This window comes from Aeromicrobium sp., from assembly GCF_025965075.1.
GTDB lineage: Bacteria > Actinomycetota > Actinomycetes > Propionibacteriales > Nocardioidaceae > Aeromicrobium.
In genome coordinates this window covers 1-15,542 of record NZ_JAOPXQ010000030.1, presented here as the reverse complement: position 1 = coordinate 15,542, position 15,542 = coordinate 1, and the positions used below count along the sequence as shown (strand labels likewise).

Annotated in this window: 16 protein-coding genes, 1 tRNA gene and 1 pseudogene; 7 read left to right on the top strand and 11 right to left on the bottom strand. The window is 70.8% G+C overall.

The genetic code is table 11. The annotated features are described in order from the left end of the window. Positions 1 to 13: 13 nt before the first annotated feature. From JWQ91_RS01740 to JWQ91_RS01720, 5 genes are read right to left on the bottom strand one after another with little or no spacing between them, the layout of a single operon-like run. Positions 14 to 772, bottom strand: a complete 759-nt coding sequence (locus JWQ91_RS01740) for an MBL fold metallo-hydrolase (protein ID WP_297779959.1) — start codon at positions 770 to 772, stop codon at positions 14 to 16. Next, the gene (locus JWQ91_RS01735) at positions 769 to 1,584 is read right to left on the bottom strand and encodes an NUDIX hydrolase (RefSeq protein WP_297779957.1); all 816 of its coding nucleotides are present in this window, start codon (positions 1,582 to 1,584) and stop codon (positions 769 to 771) included. The genes JWQ91_RS01740 and JWQ91_RS01735 overlap by 4 nt, the downstream gene beginning before the upstream one ends. 3 nt (positions 1,585 to 1,587) lie before the next feature. Continuing rightward, positions 1,588 to 2,046 (bottom strand): RidA family protein, encoded by a 459-nt coding sequence (locus JWQ91_RS01730; RefSeq protein ID WP_297779955.1) that lies wholly within the window; start codon positions 2,044 to 2,046, stop codon positions 1,588 to 1,590. After that, positions 2,046 to 2,201 (bottom strand): DUF4177 domain-containing protein, encoded by a 156-nt coding sequence (locus JWQ91_RS01725; RefSeq protein ID WP_297779952.1) that lies wholly within the window; start codon positions 2,199 to 2,201, stop codon positions 2,046 to 2,048. Before JWQ91_RS01725 ends, JWQ91_RS01730 begins: the two co-directional genes overlap by 1 nt. A 17-nt stretch (positions 2,202 to 2,218) precedes the next feature. Next, positions 2,219 to 2,743 (bottom strand): hypothetical protein, encoded by a 525-nt coding sequence (locus JWQ91_RS01720; RefSeq protein ID WP_297779950.1) that lies wholly within the window; start codon positions 2,741 to 2,743, stop codon positions 2,219 to 2,221. A gap of 111 nt (positions 2,744 to 2,854) precedes the next feature. Here JWQ91_RS01720 and JWQ91_RS01715 point away from each other — a divergent pair, with 111 nt between their 5' ends. Beyond that, a complete protein-coding gene (locus JWQ91_RS01715) occupies positions 2,855 to 3,823 on the top strand; it encodes an ArsA-related P-loop ATPase (RefSeq protein ID WP_297779948.1) in 969 nt (322 codons plus the stop codon). Positions 3,824 to 3,921: 98 nt separating this feature from the next. Continuing rightward, positions 3,922 to 5,046 carry an ArsA-related P-loop ATPase gene (locus tag JWQ91_RS01710; protein ID WP_297779962.1) on the top strand — a complete coding sequence of 375 codons (1,125 nt, stop codon included), beginning with the start codon at positions 3,922 to 3,924 and terminating at the stop codon, positions 5,044 to 5,046. On the opposite strand, the gene JWQ91_RS01705 is transcribed toward JWQ91_RS01710, so the two are convergent. Then, positions 5,043 to 5,300, bottom strand: coding sequence for a WhiB family transcriptional regulator (locus tag JWQ91_RS01705; protein ID WP_297779945.1), 258 nt, complete (start codon positions 5,298 to 5,300; stop codon positions 5,043 to 5,045). The genes JWQ91_RS01710 and JWQ91_RS01705 overlap by 4 nt on opposite strands. Before the next feature lie 172 nt (positions 5,301 to 5,472). Here JWQ91_RS01705 and JWQ91_RS01700 point away from each other — a divergent pair, with 172 nt between their 5' ends. After that, positions 5,473 to 7,668, top strand: a complete 2,196-nt coding sequence (locus JWQ91_RS01700; protein WP_297779942.1) for a transglycosylase domain-containing protein — start codon at positions 5,473 to 5,475, stop codon at positions 7,666 to 7,668. Between the two features lie 153 nt (positions 7,669 to 7,821). Here the strand turns inward: JWQ91_RS01700 and JWQ91_RS01695 are convergent, their stop codons facing one another. Next, entirely contained in the window at positions 7,822 to 8,283 is a 462-nt protein-coding gene (locus tag JWQ91_RS01695) for a GatB/YqeY domain-containing protein (protein WP_297779940.1), read from the bottom strand. Positions 8,284 to 8,322: 39 nt separating this feature from the next. Between JWQ91_RS01695 and JWQ91_RS01690 the strand changes: the two genes are divergently transcribed. The 4 genes from JWQ91_RS01690 to JWQ91_RS01675 all read left to right on the top strand — a co-directional run bounded on the left by JWQ91_RS01690 (position 8,323) and on the right by JWQ91_RS01675 (position 12,152). Continuing rightward, positions 8,323 to 9,237, top strand: coding sequence for a metallophosphoesterase (locus JWQ91_RS01690; protein ID WP_297779938.1), 915 nt, complete (start codon positions 8,323 to 8,325; stop codon positions 9,235 to 9,237). 7 nt (positions 9,238 to 9,244) lie between these two features. After that, positions 9,245 to 9,318 (top strand) — tRNA-Pro (locus JWQ91_RS01685). A 111-nt stretch (positions 9,319 to 9,429) separates the two neighbouring features. Beyond that, positions 9,430 to 10,203, top strand: a complete 774-nt coding sequence (locus JWQ91_RS01680) for a hypothetical protein (protein WP_297779937.1) — start codon at positions 9,430 to 9,432, stop codon at positions 10,201 to 10,203. Continuing rightward, on the top strand, positions 10,200 to 12,152 hold the full coding sequence (locus JWQ91_RS01675) for an acetoacetate--CoA ligase (protein ID WP_297779935.1): 1,953 nt from the start codon (positions 10,200 to 10,202) through the stop codon (positions 12,150 to 12,152). Before JWQ91_RS01680 ends, JWQ91_RS01675 begins: the two co-directional genes overlap by 4 nt. Before the next feature lie 44 nt (positions 12,153 to 12,196). On the opposite strand, the gene JWQ91_RS01670 is transcribed toward JWQ91_RS01675, so the two are convergent. The 4 genes and pseudogenes from JWQ91_RS01670 to JWQ91_RS01655 form a co-directional block, all read right to left on the bottom strand. Continuing rightward, the gene (locus JWQ91_RS01670; RefSeq protein ID WP_297779932.1) at positions 12,197 to 13,225 is read right to left on the bottom strand and encodes an aspartate-semialdehyde dehydrogenase; all 1,029 of its coding nucleotides are present in this window, start codon (positions 13,223 to 13,225) and stop codon (positions 12,197 to 12,199) included. A gap of 55 nt (positions 13,226 to 13,280) precedes the next feature. Next, the gene (locus tag JWQ91_RS01665; protein ID WP_297779929.1) at positions 13,281 to 14,561 is read right to left on the bottom strand and encodes an aspartate kinase; all 1,281 of its coding nucleotides are present in this window, start codon (positions 14,559 to 14,561) and stop codon (positions 13,281 to 13,283) included. Between the two features lie 127 nt (positions 14,562 to 14,688). Next, entirely contained in the window at positions 14,689 to 15,288 is a 600-nt protein-coding gene (gene recR, locus JWQ91_RS01660; RefSeq protein WP_297779926.1) for a recombination mediator RecR, read from the bottom strand. A gap of 18 nt (positions 15,289 to 15,306) precedes the next feature. Continuing rightward, a pseudogene (locus tag JWQ91_RS01655) lies at positions 15,307 to 15,542 on the bottom strand (hypothetical protein); the annotation flags it as partial.

Genomic DNA, 15,542 nt, shown 5'->3' with positions numbered 1-15,542 from the left:
CGCCAAAAATTGGTCAGCGGAGGTAGTCGAGCTGGGCGGCGACACTCAGCTCGGCGGCGCCCCACAGGCTCTCGTCGACGTCGGCGTAGACCGTCTCGACGACCTCGCGCGGTGTCGACGCGCCCGCCTCCACCGCGGCCCGCACCTGGTCGAGCCGCTCCGCGCGGTGCTCGAGGTAGAAGTCGACGACCGCACCCGGGTCGGTGATGACGGGTCCGTGGCCGGGCAGGATGCGCTCGACCAGCCCCTCCTCGATGAGCTCGCGGATGTGGGCGAGCGAGTCGAGATAGGGCCCGAGGACACCGTCGGGGTGCGCGATCACGGTCGTCCCGCGACCCAGGATCGTGTCGCCGCTGAGCAGCGTGCGCTCGGCACCGACGAGGAAGCACGTCGAGTCGGTCGTGTGACCGGGCGTCGCGAGCACCTCGATCGCGAGGCCGTCGACGTCGATCGTCTCGCCGTCGACGAGCGGCTCGGCACCCCGGGTGAACTCCGGGTCGATCGAACGCGCCGGCGCGCCGGTCAGCTCGACGATCCGGCTGAGGGCCTCGGTGTGGTCGAAGTGCCGGTGGGTGAACAGGACCAGCCCGACCTCGCCGGCGGCCGCCAGGACGGCCTGGATGTGCCGCTCGTCGTCGGGGCCCGGGTCCACGACGACCGACCGGCTGGCGCCGGGCTCACGCAGGATCCACGTGTTGGTGCCGTCGAGCGTCATGATGCCCGGGTTCTCGGCCAGGACCGTCGTGGCGCGGTCGGTCACGGACTGCCTCATGCGTCGTCTCCGAGGTCGTTGTCGAGGAACAGCTCACCGTCGACCTCGATGAGGCGCGGCTCGATGGGGCGGATCGTGCGGGTCTCGGCGACGCCCAGCACCTCGGACGTCGTCAGCCCGGCGATCTCGCGGCACGTGACGTGGGTCGGCGGCAGCATCGCGGCTCCCCCGGCGTCGACCGCCGCGAGGACCGAGGTCAGGGGCGCCCAGTCGGCGCGGTCGGCCTCGCCGGGCAGCTCGCCGACGGACTGCCCCTCGGGCAGGACCGCGACGAAGAACCGGGTGTCGTAGCGTCGCGGCTCGAACGTCGGTGTGATCCAGTGCGCCCACGCGCCCAGCAGGTCCGCGCGGAGCACCAGGCCGGCGTCGGCGAGGTACGACCCGAAGGTCATCTCCCGCGCCTCGAGAGCCAGCCGCGCCGCCTGGAACGACGCGGCGCTCGTGTCAGCGACGATCGAGTGCTCGTCGGGCCCGGCCAGCAGCACGCCGGACTCCTCGAACGTCTCGCGCACCGCGGCGCACACCAGGCCCCGGGCGTCCCGCTCGCTGCAGCCGAACCGGGCGGCCCACACCGACGGCGGCGGCCCGGACCACGGGACGTCGGCGTCGCGGTCGGGCTCGTCGACGCCGCCGCCCGGGAAGACGTACATTCCGGGGGCGAACGCCATCGTGGGCTGACGGCGCAGCAGGTACGCCTCGATGCCCTGGTCACCGTCGCGGACGACGACCACCGTGGCCGCGTCACGGGTGGCGGCGGGCGCCTCGACGCGGTCGACGTGCACGCGCAGGGACTCGGGGACCGGGATGCGCATGGGTCAGCCGACCTCGACGACGAGCTCGACCTCGACAGGGGCGTCGAGGGGCAGGACGGGGACACCGACGGCGCTGCGGGCGTGCTGCGCGGCGTCGCCGAAGGCGGCCCCGAACAGCTCGCTGGCACCGTTGGCGACGCCCGGCTGGCCGGTGAAGTCCGGAGTGCTGGCCACGAAGACCGTCGCCTTGACGACCCGCACGACCTGGTCGAGGTCGACGAGCGACTTGACCGCGGCGATCGCGTTGAGCGCGCACTGGCGGGCGCAGTCGTACGCCGCCTCCGGCGACACCTCGCCGCCGACCTTGCCGGTCGCGAGCAGCTCGCCGGAGCTCAGCGGCAGCTGGCCCGACGTGAAGACGTACGAGCCGGACCGGACCGCGGGGACATAGACCGCGACCGGGGCGGGGACCGTCGGGACCGTCAGCCCGAGCTCCGCGAGGCGGTCGTCGACGGCCGTCATCAGCCGACCGGACGCTTGAAGTAGGCGACCAGGTTCTCGGGGTTCATCCCCGGGACGATCTGGACGAGCTCCCAGCCGTCAGCCCCGAAGTTGTCGAGGATCTGCTTGGTCGCGTGCACGAGGACAGGCGCGGTGAGGTACTCCCATTTCGTCATGTGCCGACTGTATCGGTCTATGCCTTCGACGCGGCCAGCCTCATCAGGTCGATCGTCATCTCCTTGACCGCCGCCCGGTCGAGACCCTTGCCCTGCAGGACCGTGACGTTGACGAGCTGGTCGCCGACCGCCACAGCCCCCTGGCCCTGCAGGTTGGCGCCGCCGGTCCTCCCGATCGCGATCCACGCGTCGTCCCCGACCCCCGGTACGTCCGCGACCTTCCCGTCCGTCGCGTTGCCGCCCCGGGACGCCTCGAAGCCGCCACCCACGTCGACGACCCCCGAGATCCCGGCCGACGGCGCCCGCGGGTCCTCCTGGTTGAACACGCACCCGCCGTTGGGGTCCTCGTCGGCGGTGACGGTGCCACCCACGATCGCGCCGACGTCCTTGGCCGACAGCACCTGGCACGGCCGGAACTCCGCCACCTGGTCGGTGGCGTCCGGGGCGCGGGTCGTCCGGTCGGGGGACGGCGAGTCGCTGCCACTGCACCCGCCCAGCAGGGCCAGCAGGATGACGGCGACGACGGCACTGGTTCGGCGCACGGGGACCTCCTCGGGGAGCACGGTGATCCCACGGTAGGACCGACCGGGGGGTGTGAGCAGGCAAACGCCGGATCGGGAGGCGCAAAGCCCTCTGCTCGGTAGGCTCGGGGGGTGGCCCAATCGACTCAGCTCCATGTCGTCACCGGCAAGGGTGGCACCGGCAAGACGACAGTCGCGGCCAGCCTCGCGATGGCTCTCGCCGGCCGGGGCAAGAAGGTCCTGCTGTGCGAGGTCGAGGGACGCCAGGGCATCGCCCAGCTCTTCGACGTGCCGCCGCTGCCCTACGAGGAGCGGCAGATCGCGGTCGGCCTCGGTGGCGGCGAGGTGTACGCCCTGGCGATCGACCCGGAGTCCGCGCTGCTGGAGTACCTCGCGATGTACTACCGCCTCGGCCGCGCCGGCAAGGCGCTGGACCGGTTCGGGATCATCGACTTCGCGACGACGATCGCGCCCGGTGTCCGGGACGTCCTGCTGACCGGCAAGGTCTACGAGGCCGCCCGCCGTCGCGAGGGCGACCGGTTCACGTACGACGCCGTCATCATGGACGCCCCGCCGACCGGGAGGATCACCCGCTTCCTCAACGTCAACTCCGAGGTCGCCGGGCTGGCCAAGGTCGGACCGATCCGCCGCCAGGCCGACTCGATCATGGAGATGATGCGCTCCGCGCAGACCCACGTGCACCTCGTGACGGTGCTGGAGGAGATGCCGGTGCAGGAGACGATCGACGGCATCACAGAGCTGACCTCCGAGCGGCTGCCGGTCGGCCGGGTCATCCTCAACCTGGTGCGGCCGTCCCTGCTGTCGGACACGTCCCGCGACGCCCTCGAGTTCGGCACGGTCAAGCCCGCCGGCATCGCGAAGTCCCTCACCTCGGTCGGCCTCGACAAGGCCGCGGCTCCCGCGCTGATCAGCGGTGGCCACGCCCACCTCGAGCGGCAGGCCCTGCAGGACGACCAGCGCCAGATCCTCGTCGAGTCGGGCCGGCCGCTGATCGAGCTGCCCCTCCTGCGCGACGCGATCGACCTCGGCGCCCTGTTCGAGCTCGCCGAGCAGCTCACCGACCTGGAGGAGACCTCGTGACCGGGAAGGCGCAGACGACGCCCTCGACCCGCAAGGGGCGGACGACGCCCCGCGGCTCGGCGGGCACCACGACCGGCGGCCGCCTCGACGTCGACGCCTTGCTGGCGGACCGGACGACCGAGATCATCGTGTGCTGCGGCTCCGGCGGCGTCGGCAAGACCACGACCGCCGCGGCGGTCGCGCTGCGGGCCGCCGAGCAGGGACGCCGGGTGTGCGTCCTGACGATCGACCCGGCGCGCCGGCTGGCCCAGTCGATGGGCCTGACCGAGCTGGACAACACCCCGCGCCCGGTCAAGGGCGCCGACCTCGAGGGCGGCGGCTCGCTGGACGCCATGATGCTCGACATGAAGCGGACCTTCGACGAGGTCGTCGAGCAGCACGCGACGCCCGAGAAGGCCGCCCAGATCCTCGCCAACCCGTTCTACGTCGCCCTGTCGAGCTCGTTCGCGGGCACGCAGGAGTACATGGCGATGGAAAAGCTGGGACAGCTGCACGCCCAGGCGGTCGACGAGGCGAAGCGGTGGGACCTGATCGTCGTCGACACGCCGCCGTCGCGGTCGGCGCTGGACTTCCTGGACGCGCCCGACCGGTTGTCGTCGCTGCTCGACGGCCGCTTCATCAAGCTCCTGCTGGCGCCCGCCAAGGGGCCCGCCCGGCTGCTGAGCGCGGGCTTCGGCATCGTCACCAGCGCGCTCAACAAGGTCCTCGGCGCCCAGGTGCTGACCGACATGCAGACCTTCGTCGCCGCGTTCGACACGCTGTTCGGCGGCTTCCGGCAGCGCGCCGAGAGCACGTTCGCCCTCCTGCAGGCCGACGGGACCGCCTTCCTGGTGGTCGCCGCCCCGGAGCCCGCCGCGATGCGCGAGGCGTCCTACTTCGTCGAGCGGCTCGGCGGCGAGCAGATGCCGCTGGCCGGGCTCGTGGTCAACCGCGTGCACGACGACGGGGCGGACGGCATCAGCGCGGCGGACGCGGAGTCCGCGAGCCACCGGCTGAGCGACGGCAGCACGAACGACCGCCTGACCGCCGACCTGCTGACGATCCACGCCGACCGGATGCGGGTCGCCGCGCGCGAGCTGCGCCTCAAGAAGCGCTTCACCGCGGCCCATCCCACCGTCCCGACGGTGTCGGTGGCGGCGCTGGCCGGCGACGTGCACGACCTCGACGGGCTCCGGGAGATCGGTGCCCTGCTGGCCGGCGAGAGCCGGCCCGCGGACGGTTAGACCGCGACCTGCAGGATGTTGCGCCAGGCCGTGACATTGGGACGACGACGCAGGAGCGCACGGCGCTCACGCTCGGTCATGCCGCCCCAGACGCCCCACTCGATGCGGTTGTCCAGCGCTTCGGCCAGGCACTCCGCCCGCACGTGGCACGTGCCGCAGACCTGCTTGGCGCGGTTCTGCTCCGCGCCCTTGACGAACAGGGCATCTGAATTGCCCCGACAGGCGGCCGATGCTGCCCAGTTCTCATTCCACATATCCAAAACCTCCCCGAGACCGGTCACGGATTGACCGAAGTTGGTTGTGTCAAACCTATGAATTCGCGGCGGCGAGCGTCAGATCGTTCTGGACCATCTTTGACTAGTCCGAAAGGGCTAGACACGCTGTCTCGCGATGATCGACCTCCCTCTGTCCCGTACCCTGTTGTGCATGGCATCGGACGATTTTCGCGACTCCCTGCGACGCGCGGCCCAGTCGGAGACGCGGAGCAACAGCAAGTCCGTCCTGGTCGCCGCGATGGCTCGCCTCGCGGGCCTCGCCGGCCTCCTCGTCGCCCTGGTCCTGATCCCGACGACCGCGCTGGTGGCGGTCACGGTGAGCAACGCCACCGACGACGTGCTCAACCTGCCGCTGGAGCTGGAGGACCAGCCGAGCGCCCAGACGACCCGGCTCCTGGCCTCCAACGGCGAGCTGATCGCGTACTTCTACAACGAGAACCGGCAGGACGTCCCGCTCGACAAGATCGCGCCGATCATGCAGGACGCGCTGCTGTCGATCGAGGACGCCCGGTTCTACGAGCACGGCGCCCTGGACGTCAAGGGCACGCTGCGCGCGCTGGTCAACAACGCGTCGGACGGGCAGACGCAGGGTGGGTCGTCGATCACCCAGCAGCTCGTCAAGCTGACCCTGGTGTCGCAGGCCACGACCCGTGAGCAGGTCCAGGCCGCGACCAAGAAGTCCAAGGCCCGCAAGATCCGTGAGCTCAAGCTCGCGGTCGAGTACGAGTCCAAGCACACCAAGAAGGAGATCCTGGAGCGCTACCTCAACCTCGCCTACTTCGGTGACGGCGCCTACGGGATCAGCGCAGCGGCCTACCACTACTTCTCCAAGAGCCCCAACGAGCTCAACGCCCGCCAGGCCGCGACGCTCGCGGGCCTGGTCAAGAACCCCGTCGAGTTCGACCCCAACGTCTACCCCGAGAAGGCGCTGCAGCGCCGCAACACGGTCCTCGCGGTCATGGCCCGCCTCGGCAAGATCACCGAGGCGCAGTCGCAGAAGTTCCAGGACCAGGGCCTCGGGCTCAAGGTCACGGAGTTCCCCAACGGCTGCGTCAGCTCCAAGGCCGAGTTCTCGTGCGACTACGTCCGCCGCTACCTCCTGCTGCAGGACGCGCTCGGCTCGAGCGTCAAGGAGCGCCAGGTGCGTCTCGAGCGCGGCGGCCTGACGATCAAGTCCAACATCGACCTCGGGATGCAGTCGGCGACCGACAAGGCCGTGAGCTCGACGGTCCGCGCGACCGACAACGGGGCGATCGCCGCGCTGGCCTCCGTCGAGCCCGGCACCGGCAAGGTCCGCGCCCTGTCGCAGTCGCGTCCCATGGGACGCAGCAAGAAGAAGGGCCAGTCGTTCATCAACTTCGTGGTCCCGCGCAAGTACGGCGACTCGGGCGGCTTCCCCGCCGGCTCGACGTTCAAGGCGTTCACGGTGGCGGCGGCGTTGAAGAACGGCGTCGACGTCGGTCAGACGTACAACGCGCCCAAGAACATGACGATGCCCGCCGGCACCTACAAGGCCTGCAACGGCTACGGCACGGCGGAATGGAAGGTCAGCAACTCCACGACGTCGGGCACCAAGAACATGTACAGCGGCACGCGCGAGTCGGTCAACACCTACTTCTCCCAGCTCGAGAAGCGGGCGGGCCTGTGCAACGTCGTCAAGGCGGCCGAGTCGATGGGGATCACGGTCCCCGACAACGACCAGGTCGGACCGTTCACGCTCGGCGTCACGAGCGTCAGCCCGCTCGACATGGCCGCGGCCTATGCGACATTCGCCTCCGGTGGCCAGTACTGCAAGCCGCGCCCGGTCAACGAGATCCTCGACGCCAACAACAACTCGATCAAGAAGTACAAGCCGGTCTGCACGCGGGCGCTGACCAAGGACCAGGCCGCGCAGATCAACGACATCCTGCGCGGCGTCCAGGAGCCGGGCGGCTTCGGCTACAGCAACGGCACGGGCCTCAAGATCCCGTCGGCGGCCAAGACCGGAACGGCCCAGGACAACCAGTCGGTCTGGTACAACGGCTACACCCCCGAGCTCGCGACCGCCTCGATGATCGCCGGCGTCAAGAAGAACGGCAGCCCCCGGTCGTTGGCCGGCGTCAAGATCAAGGGCGCGTTCCTCGACTTCAACGCCGTCGGCGGCAGCTCGCTCGCCGGACCGATGTGGGCCAAGGCGATGCAGAAGATCCAGGACCAGCTCGCGCCGGTCAACTTCGACGCCCCGCCGAAGCGCCAGCCCAGCCGGCGGGTCCTGAGCGCCGACACGTCACGCGACGCCCGGCGGGACACGACGCCTGACACCCGCAAGCCGACCCGCGGCACCGGCAACGGTCGCGACGACGACTGACCCGGAGGCGGTGCATCAGTCGCCCCACCACAGTGGAGGCGGTGCAGGTGTCGCCCTCCCCCGGTGGAGGCGGTGCACCAGTTGCCCTACCTGGCTCCTGTAGGGCGACCCCTGCACCGCTCCCGGTCCGGAGCGCCCGCTCCCGGTCCGGAGCTAGGCGCCGAGCTGGCGCTTGACCTCGGCCGCCACAGCGCCGCCGTCGGCCTTGCCCTTGACCTGCGGGGAGACGATCCCCATGACCTTGCCCATGGCCTTCATGCCCTCGCCGGCGGCACCGGCGGACTCGACCGCGGCGGTCACGATGACCGCGATCTCCTCGGTGGACAGCTGCGCGGGGAGGTACTCCGCGAGGATCGCCGCCTCGGCGGTCTCCTTCTCGGCCAGCTCGGGACGGTCTCCGTCGGCGAAGGCCTGGGCCGCCTCGCGGCGCTTCTTGGCCTCGGCGCCCAGGACCGTGATGACGTCCTCGTCGCTCAGCTCGCGGACCTCCTTGCCCGACACCTCGGCGTTCGTGATGGCGGTCAGCACCATGCGCAGCGTCGAGGTGCGCAGGGCGTCCCGGGCCTTCATCGAGGTGGTGAGGTCGGAGTGGAGCTGGTCCTTGAGAGCTGACATGCCTCCATTGTCCCACCCGTGGGATGACATGCTGGACGCATGCGCCCCCTCCTCTGGCCCGTCCTCGCGGCCGCCGCCGGGCTGGCGTACTCCGTCGCCGAGACCCGGGCGTTCACGGTCCGCCACGTGACCGCGCCCGTGCTGGCACCCGGCTCCGCGCCGCTGCGGGTCCTGCACCTGTCGGACACCCACATGACGCCCGGCCAGCACCGCAAGCTGCAGTGGCTTCGCGGTCTCGCGGAGCTCGAGCCGGACCTGGTGGTCAACACCGGCGACAACCTGGCCCACCTGGACGCCGTGCCCTCGGTCCTGCGGGCGTACGGCGACCTGCTGGACCTGCCCGGCGTCTTCGTGTTCGGCTCCAACGACTACTTCTCCCCCGTCGCCAAGAATCCCACCGGCTACCTCACCGGCGGCACGGGCTCCGGCACCCGTGGCGCGTGGGAACGCCCCAAGGACCTGCCGTTCGAGGAGCTCCGCGCAGCGTTCGGCCAGCGCGGCTGGACCGACCTGACCAACCGGCACGACGCCCTGGAGGTCGCCGGACGCCGGCTGTCGTTCGTCGGCGTCGACGACCCACACCTGGGTTACGACGTCCTGGACGACGAGCCCGCCGACGCGACGGCGGACCTCGCGATCGGCGTCGCGCACGCGCCCTACCTGCGGGTGCTGGACCGGTGGAACGCCCAGGGCTACCCGCTGATCCTCGCCGGGCACACGCACGGCGGGCAGCTGCGCATCCCCTTCTACGGGGCGCTGGTGACCAACTGCGACCTCGATCGCGCCCGCGCCCGCGGCCTCCACACCCACCAGGTCGACGGGCACGCACCCTCCTGGTTGCACGTCTCGGCGGGGCTCGGCACGTCGCCGTACAGCCCCGTACGGTTCGCATGCCGCCCCGAGGCAACCCTCCTCACCCTGACTGGGATAGACTCGTCCGGTTCCCTCACGTAGGGGGCGTCGGGCTGTGGCGCAGTTTGGTAGCGCGCGTCGTTCGGGACGACGAGGCCGCAGGTTCAAATCCTGTCAGCCCGACTCGGTGAAGCCGGTCCATCCACTCGGATGGGCCGGCTTCCTCATTCCCTCCGGTGCCCGCCATCCTCGGGGCGGGCTGTGACCTGACACACGCTGTGACAAACTGGCCCCATGGTCGACGAGCAGGAGCCCGCCAAGCGGGTCGTCAAGCGGGTGGTCAAGAAGACCGTCGTCCGCCCTGCCGCGGCCAGCGCGCCGAAGCCGCAGGTCCGCTACGGCCGGCCCGTCGCCACGGCAGCCAAGCCGCAGGCCAAGGTCGCCTCGAGGAACGTCCGTCCGGCCCCGGCCGCGAAGACACCTCATCCGACGACGCCCAGGGCCAAGCCCGCGCCGCGCACCCGACCCCGGCTCCAGATCGGTGCCAAGGCCGGCGCCGCGGGCCACCGGGTCGCCGACGCCTGGTGGGTCGTCGCCGACGGCGTGCGTGACGGAGCCGGGGCCGCCGGCCGCTTCGCCGCCGCTCGCACGCGGGCCGCCGCGTCGTACCGCCTGCCGCACATCAACCTCTATCTCGCGTCGGTCATCACCGGTGCCGTGACCGGGATGTTCTCGGTCGCGGCCTCGCTCGTCGCGCTGCGGATCTTCGAGAGCACCCGCGGGGTCGCCGGGGGTGGCGGCCTGTGGGGTAGCGTCACGTTCGTCGTCGTCGCCCTGCTGGCGTACGTGCTGGGGGCGCTGCTGCTGCAGGGCTTCGGCTCGCGCTCGGCCCGGCTGGCGAGCTTCCTCGGGGTCGTGCTGGCGATCGTCGCGATCCTCGGGCTGTTCCTCGGCCTCGCCGACGGTGCCGCCGGACTGGTCCTGGTGCCGCTGCTGGGGCTGGTGACCTTCGCGATCGCGCACTGGCTGATCGACCTCGCCGAGAACACCCCCGCCATCGTCGAGTGAGCCAGATCCTCTGGGCCCCGCCGCTCGACGGCACCAGCCGGGTCGAGCAGCTGCTGAGCCGGTGGGCCGACCGGGGCGGGCCGACCTTCGACGGCTACGCGGACCTCTGGCAGTGGTCGGTCGATGAGCCCGACGCCTTCTGGCAGGCCATCTGGCAGGACTTCGACATCCCCTCGGACGGCAGCCCGTCCCCGGCCCTTGCGGACGACGCGATGCCCGGGGCCGCGTGGTTCCCGGACGTCCGGCTCAACTACGCCGAGGCCATGCTGCGGCTCCCGGGCCGGGCCGATGACGACGTCGTCGTGGTGGCCCGCTCGCAGAGCCGCGAGGACGTACGCCTGACGGCCGCCGAGCTGCGCGACCAGGTGGCCCGCGCGCGCGCCGGGCTCCGCGCCGCGGGGGTCGGCCCCGGCGACCGGGTGGCCGCCTACTCGCCCAACATCCCCGAGACGCTGGTCCTGCTGCTCGCGGCGGCGAGCCTCGGCGCGGTGTTCTCCTCGTGCGCGCCCGAGTTCGGCACCCAGAGCGTCATCGACCGCTGGCAGCAGATCGAGCCGACCGTCGTCCTCGCGGTCGACGGCTACGTCTACGGCGACAAGTCGATCGACCGCCGCGACGAGGTCGCCACGATCCGGGCCGCGCTGCCCAGCATTCGTACGCTGGTCTGGCTGCCCTACCTCGACGCCGCCGCGCCCGCCCCCGACGGGGCGATCACGTGGGCGGACCTGACGGCCGGGACCGGACCGCTCGAGTTCGCCCGCGTCCCGTTCGCGACGCCGCTCTACGTCCTGTTCAGCTCCGGGACGACGGGGCTGCCCAAGCCCATCGTGCACGGCCACGGTGGGATCACGATCGAGCACCTCAAGTCCCTCTCACTGCACCACGACCTGGGGCCGGAGGACACGTTCTTCTGGTTCTCCACGACGGGCTGGATGATGTGGAACCTGCTGGTCTCGGGGCTCGGCGTCGGCTCGACGATCGTGATGTTCGACGGCAATCCGGCGTTCCCCGACCTCGCCGCGCTGTGGCGGATGGCCGAGGAGCTCGAGCTGACCTACTTCGGCACCAGCGCACCGTTCCTCCTGCAGTGCCGCAAGGAGGGCCTCGTCCCGCAGGACGTCGCCGACCTGTCGCGCCTGCGCGGGATCGGGTCGACCGGCGCCCCGCTGCCGGCCGAGGGCTTCCGCTGGGTCTACGACGCGGTCAGCCCGACGGCCCAGCTCGGCTCCCTGTCGGGCGGGACGGACGTCTGCTCGGGCTTCGTCGGCTCGTCGCCGCTCGTCCCGGTGTACGCCGGCGAGATCTCGTGCCGCATGCTGGGCTGCGCCGTCGAGGCGTACGACGAGCAGGCCCGTCCCGTCATCGGCTCGCTCGGCGAGCTGGTCATCACCAAGCCCATGCCGTCGATGCCGGTCGGCTTCTGGGGCGACGCCGACGGGTCGCGCTACCGGGCGGCGTACTTCGAGGACATCCCCGGCGTCTGGCGCCATGGCGACTGGATCACGATCACCGACTGCGGCACCTGCACCATCACGGGTCGCAGCGACGCAACCCTCAACCGCGGCGGCGTGCGGCTGGGGACGTCGGAGTTCTACACCGTCGTCGAGGCGCTGCCGGAGGTCGCCGACAGCCTCGTCGTGCACCTCGAGGACGACGAGGGCGGCGCCGGGACACTGGTGCTGTTCGTCGTGCCGGCCGCGGGCGTGAGCCTGGACGACGCGCTGACCCGGACGATCTCCGTCGCGCTGCGGACCCGGCTGTCGCCGCGCCACGTCCCGGACGTCATCCGCCAGGTCCCCGTGCTGCCGCGGACCCTGTCGGGCAAGAAGCTCGAGGTCCCGGTCAAGAAGATCCTGCAGGGCGCCGCGATCGAGGACGCCGCCGCCAAGGGCGCGCTGACCGACCCGTCAGCGCTCGACGTGTTCGTGCGGATCCGCTCCGAGCTGTGACGTGACGTCGTGCGTCCCGACCCTCAGGACGCACGACGCGGGTCTCAGACCAGCAGCTCGGCGATCTGGATCGTGTTGAGCGCGGCACCCTTGCGGAGGTTGTCGCCGCTGACGAACAGCGCGAGGCCACGGTTGCCGTCGACACCCTGGTCCTGGCGGATGCGACCGACCAGGCTCGGGTCCTTGCCGGCGGCCTGCAGCGGTGTCGGGACGTCGACGAGCTGGACGCCCGCCGCGGACGACAGGATCTCGATCGCGCGCTCCGGCGTGATCGCGGACGAGAACTCGGCGTTGATCGACAGCGAGTGCCCCGTGAAGACCGGGACCCGGACGCACGTGCCGGAGACCCGGAGGTCGGGCAGGTGCAGGATCTTGCGGCTCTCGTTGCGGAGCTTCTGCTCCTCGTCGGTCTCGAACGAGCCGTCGTCGACGACCGAGCCGGCCATCGGCAGGACGTTGAACGCGATCGTGTCGACGTAGACCTCGGGGGCGGGAAAGGCCACGGCCGAGCCGTCGTACGCCAGCTCGTCGGCCTTCTCGACCACGGCGCGGGCCTGGCCGTGCAGCTCACGGACGCCGGCGATGCCGGAGCCGGAGACCGCTTGGTAGCTGCTGACGACGAGCCGGACCAGGCCGGCCTCGTCGTGCAACGGCTTGAGGACCGGCATCGCGGCCATCGTGGTGCAGTTGGGGTTGGCGATGATCCGCCGGGTCGCCTTGGCCACGTCCTCGGGGTTGACCTCGCTGACGATGAGTGGGATCTCGGGGTCCTTGCGGAACGCCGAGGAGTTGTCGATGACCATCGCGCCGGCCTCGGCGAACCGGGGCACCTGCACGCGGGACGTCGTGGCGCCGGCGGAGAAGAGGGCGATGTCGATGCCCGAGACGTCGGCGGTCGCCGCGTCCTCGATGACGATCTCGCCACCGCGCCACGGCAGGGTCTTGCCGGCCGAGCGGGCGGACGCGAAGAATCGGACCTGGTCGGCGGGGAAGTTCCGCTCCTCCAGGATGCTGCGCATGGCGACACCGACCTGCCCGGTGGCGCCGACGACGGCAAGGGTGGTCATGAGCACTCCTGGATGGCAGCGGGAACGAAACCAGTCGGCTCGCTCAGAGGACGGTGCAGTGTCATCGGCCGGTCCCTCCGTAGACGACGGCCTCGACCTCGTCGGTGCCGAGGTCGAACGCCGCGTGGGCCGCGTTGACGGCCGCGTCGATCTGGTTCTCCATCACGATGACCGAGATGCGGATCTCCGAGGTCGAGATCATCTCGATGTTGACCCCGGCGTCGGCGAGCGCGCGGAAGAACCTGGCCGTGATGCCCGGTGACGAGCGCATGCCGGCGCCGACGATCGAGACCTTGCCGACGCTGTCGTCGTACTGCAGGCGCTCGAAGCCGACGGTGTCCTTGAGCCGGGCCAGCGCCGTCATGGCGGTCTGGCCGTCGGCGCGGGGCAGCGTGAACGAGATGTCGGTCAGCGCCGTGGCGGCGGCCGAGACGTTCTGGACGACCATGTCGATGTTGATCTGCGCGTCGGCCAGCGCCTGCAGGATCGTGGCGGCCTCGCCGACCTTGTCGGGCACGCCGACGACGGTGATCTTGGACTCGCTGCGGTCGTGCGCGACGCCGCTGATGATTGCTTGCTCCATCGGGGACCCTTCTTGGATGACGTCTTCGGCCTTCACGACCCACGTTCCGACCTTGTCGGAGAACGATGACCGGACGTGGATCGGCATGTCGTTGCGGCGGGCGTACTCGACGCACCGCAGGTGGAGGATCTTGGCGCCGTTGGCCGCCATCTCGAGCATCTCCTCGTAGGAGATGCGTGGGATCTGACGGGCGTTGGGCACGATGCGCGGGTCGGCGGTGAAGATGCCGTCGACGTCGGTGTAGATCTCGCAGACCTCGGCGTGCAGCGCAGCGGCCAGCGCGACGGCGGTCGTGTCGGAGCCGCCACGACCCAGGGTCGTGATGTCCTTGGTCGTCTGCGAGACGCCCTGGAAGCCTGCGACGATCGCGACGGCGCCCTCGGCCAGCGCGGCCTCGATCCGGCTCGGCGTGACGTCGATGATCTTGGCGCGGCCGTGCTCGGAGTCGGTGATGACGCCGGCCTGCGAGCCGGTGAACGAGCGCGCCTCCTGACCGAGGTTGCCGATCGCCATCGCGAGGACCGCCATGCTGATCCGCTCGCCGGCGGTCAGCAGCATGTCGAGCTCGCGGCCGGGGGGCAGCGGCGAGACCTGGTTGGCCAGGTCGATCAGCTCGTCGGTCGTGTCGCCCATCGCGGACACCACGACGACGACGTCATGACCGGCCTTCTTGGTCGCGACGATGCGCTGGGCGACTCGCTTGACGCTGGTGGCGTCGGCAACCGAGGAGCCGCCGTACTTCTGGACGACAATGCCCACGGGACATTCCCTTTTCGTTGACACGTGCTGGAAGGACGTACGATCGCGCGACGCTGCGCGTCGACCAGTCTAGCGGTCGCCGCCCGAGGGCCGACGGGCGTTCCACCTGTCATCCCACGGGTCGATCTCAACCACCGATCGTGGTGCGTCCCTCGAACGCCCGACCCAGGGTCAGCTCGTCGGCGTACTCCAGGTCGCCGCCCACCGGCAGCCCGCTCGCGAGCTTGCTGACCCGCAGCCCGTACGTCGACAGCATCCGGATCAGGTAGGTCGCGGTGGCCTCGCCCTCGAGGTTGGGATCGGTCGCGATGATGACCTCGGTGACGGCGTTGTCCTGCAGCCGGCCGAGGAGCTCCTTGATGCGCAGCTGGTCGGGTCCGATGCCGGCGATGGGCGAGATCGCACCGCCCAGCACGTGGTAGCGGCCGCGGAACTCGCGCGTGCGCTCGATCGCGACGACGTCCTTGGACTCCTCCACGACGCACAGCACGCTGGGATCGCGGCGGGGATCGGCGCAGATGCGGCACTCGGTGTCGACCGTGACGTTGCCGCAGGTCGAGCAGAAGTGGACCTTGGCCTTGACCTCGACGAGGGTCGCGGCGAACCGGCGCACGTCCTCGGGATCGGCGTCGAGCAGGTGGAACGCGATACGTTGCGCGCTCTTGGGACCGATGCCGGGCAGCTGCCCGAGCTCGTCGATCAGGTCCTGGACCACGCCGTCATACACATCGTTCACCCTATGCCGTCAGGCCTGGAACGGCCGCCCCGACCCGCTGTCGAACAGCGGCTGGCCGGCGAGGATCCGGACCAGCTGCGCGACCCGGACGTCCTCCTGCTCGGGGTGCGGGTGGACGGTCGCCGACAGCGCCTCGCCGTCGAGCATGTGCACGATGCCGAGGACGATCGTGTCGAGCTCGGCGGTCGGCATCGCCCCGGCGATCGGCAGCGTCCGGCCGATCTCGATGATCTCGCGGTGGTAGC

Excerpts from the sequence above, each read along its gene's own strand:
- JWQ91_RS01740 (WP_297779959.1), bottom strand. The coding sequence starts at position 772 with ATGAGGCAGTCCGTGACCGACCGCGCCACGACGGTCCTGGCCGAGAAC.
- JWQ91_RS01735 (WP_297779957.1), bottom strand. The coding sequence starts at position 1,584 with ATGCGCATCCCGGTCCCCGAGTCCCTGCGCGTGCACGTCGACCGCGTC.
- JWQ91_RS01730 (WP_297779955.1), bottom strand. The coding sequence starts at position 2,046 with ATGACGGCCGTCGACGACCGCCTCGCGGAGCTCGGGCTGACGGTCCCG.
- JWQ91_RS01725 (WP_297779952.1), bottom strand. The coding sequence starts at position 2,201 with ATGACGAAATGGGAGTACCTCACCGCGCCTGTCCTCGTGCACGCGACC.
- JWQ91_RS01705 (WP_297779945.1), bottom strand. The coding sequence starts at position 5,300 with ATGTGGAATGAGAACTGGGCAGCATCGGCCGCCTGTCGGGGCAATTCA.
- JWQ91_RS01700 (WP_297779942.1), top strand. The coding sequence starts at position 5,473 with ATGGCATCGGACGATTTTCGCGACTCCCTGCGACGCGCGGCCCAGTCG.
- JWQ91_RS01695 (WP_297779940.1), bottom strand. The coding sequence starts at position 8,283 with ATGTCAGCTCTCAAGGACCAGCTCCACTCCGACCTCACCACCTCGATG.
- JWQ91_RS01690 (WP_297779938.1), top strand. The coding sequence starts at position 8,323 with ATGCGCCCCCTCCTCTGGCCCGTCCTCGCGGCCGCCGCCGGGCTGGCG.
- JWQ91_RS01680 (WP_297779937.1), top strand. The coding sequence starts at position 9,430 with ATGGTCGACGAGCAGGAGCCCGCCAAGCGGGTCGTCAAGCGGGTGGTC.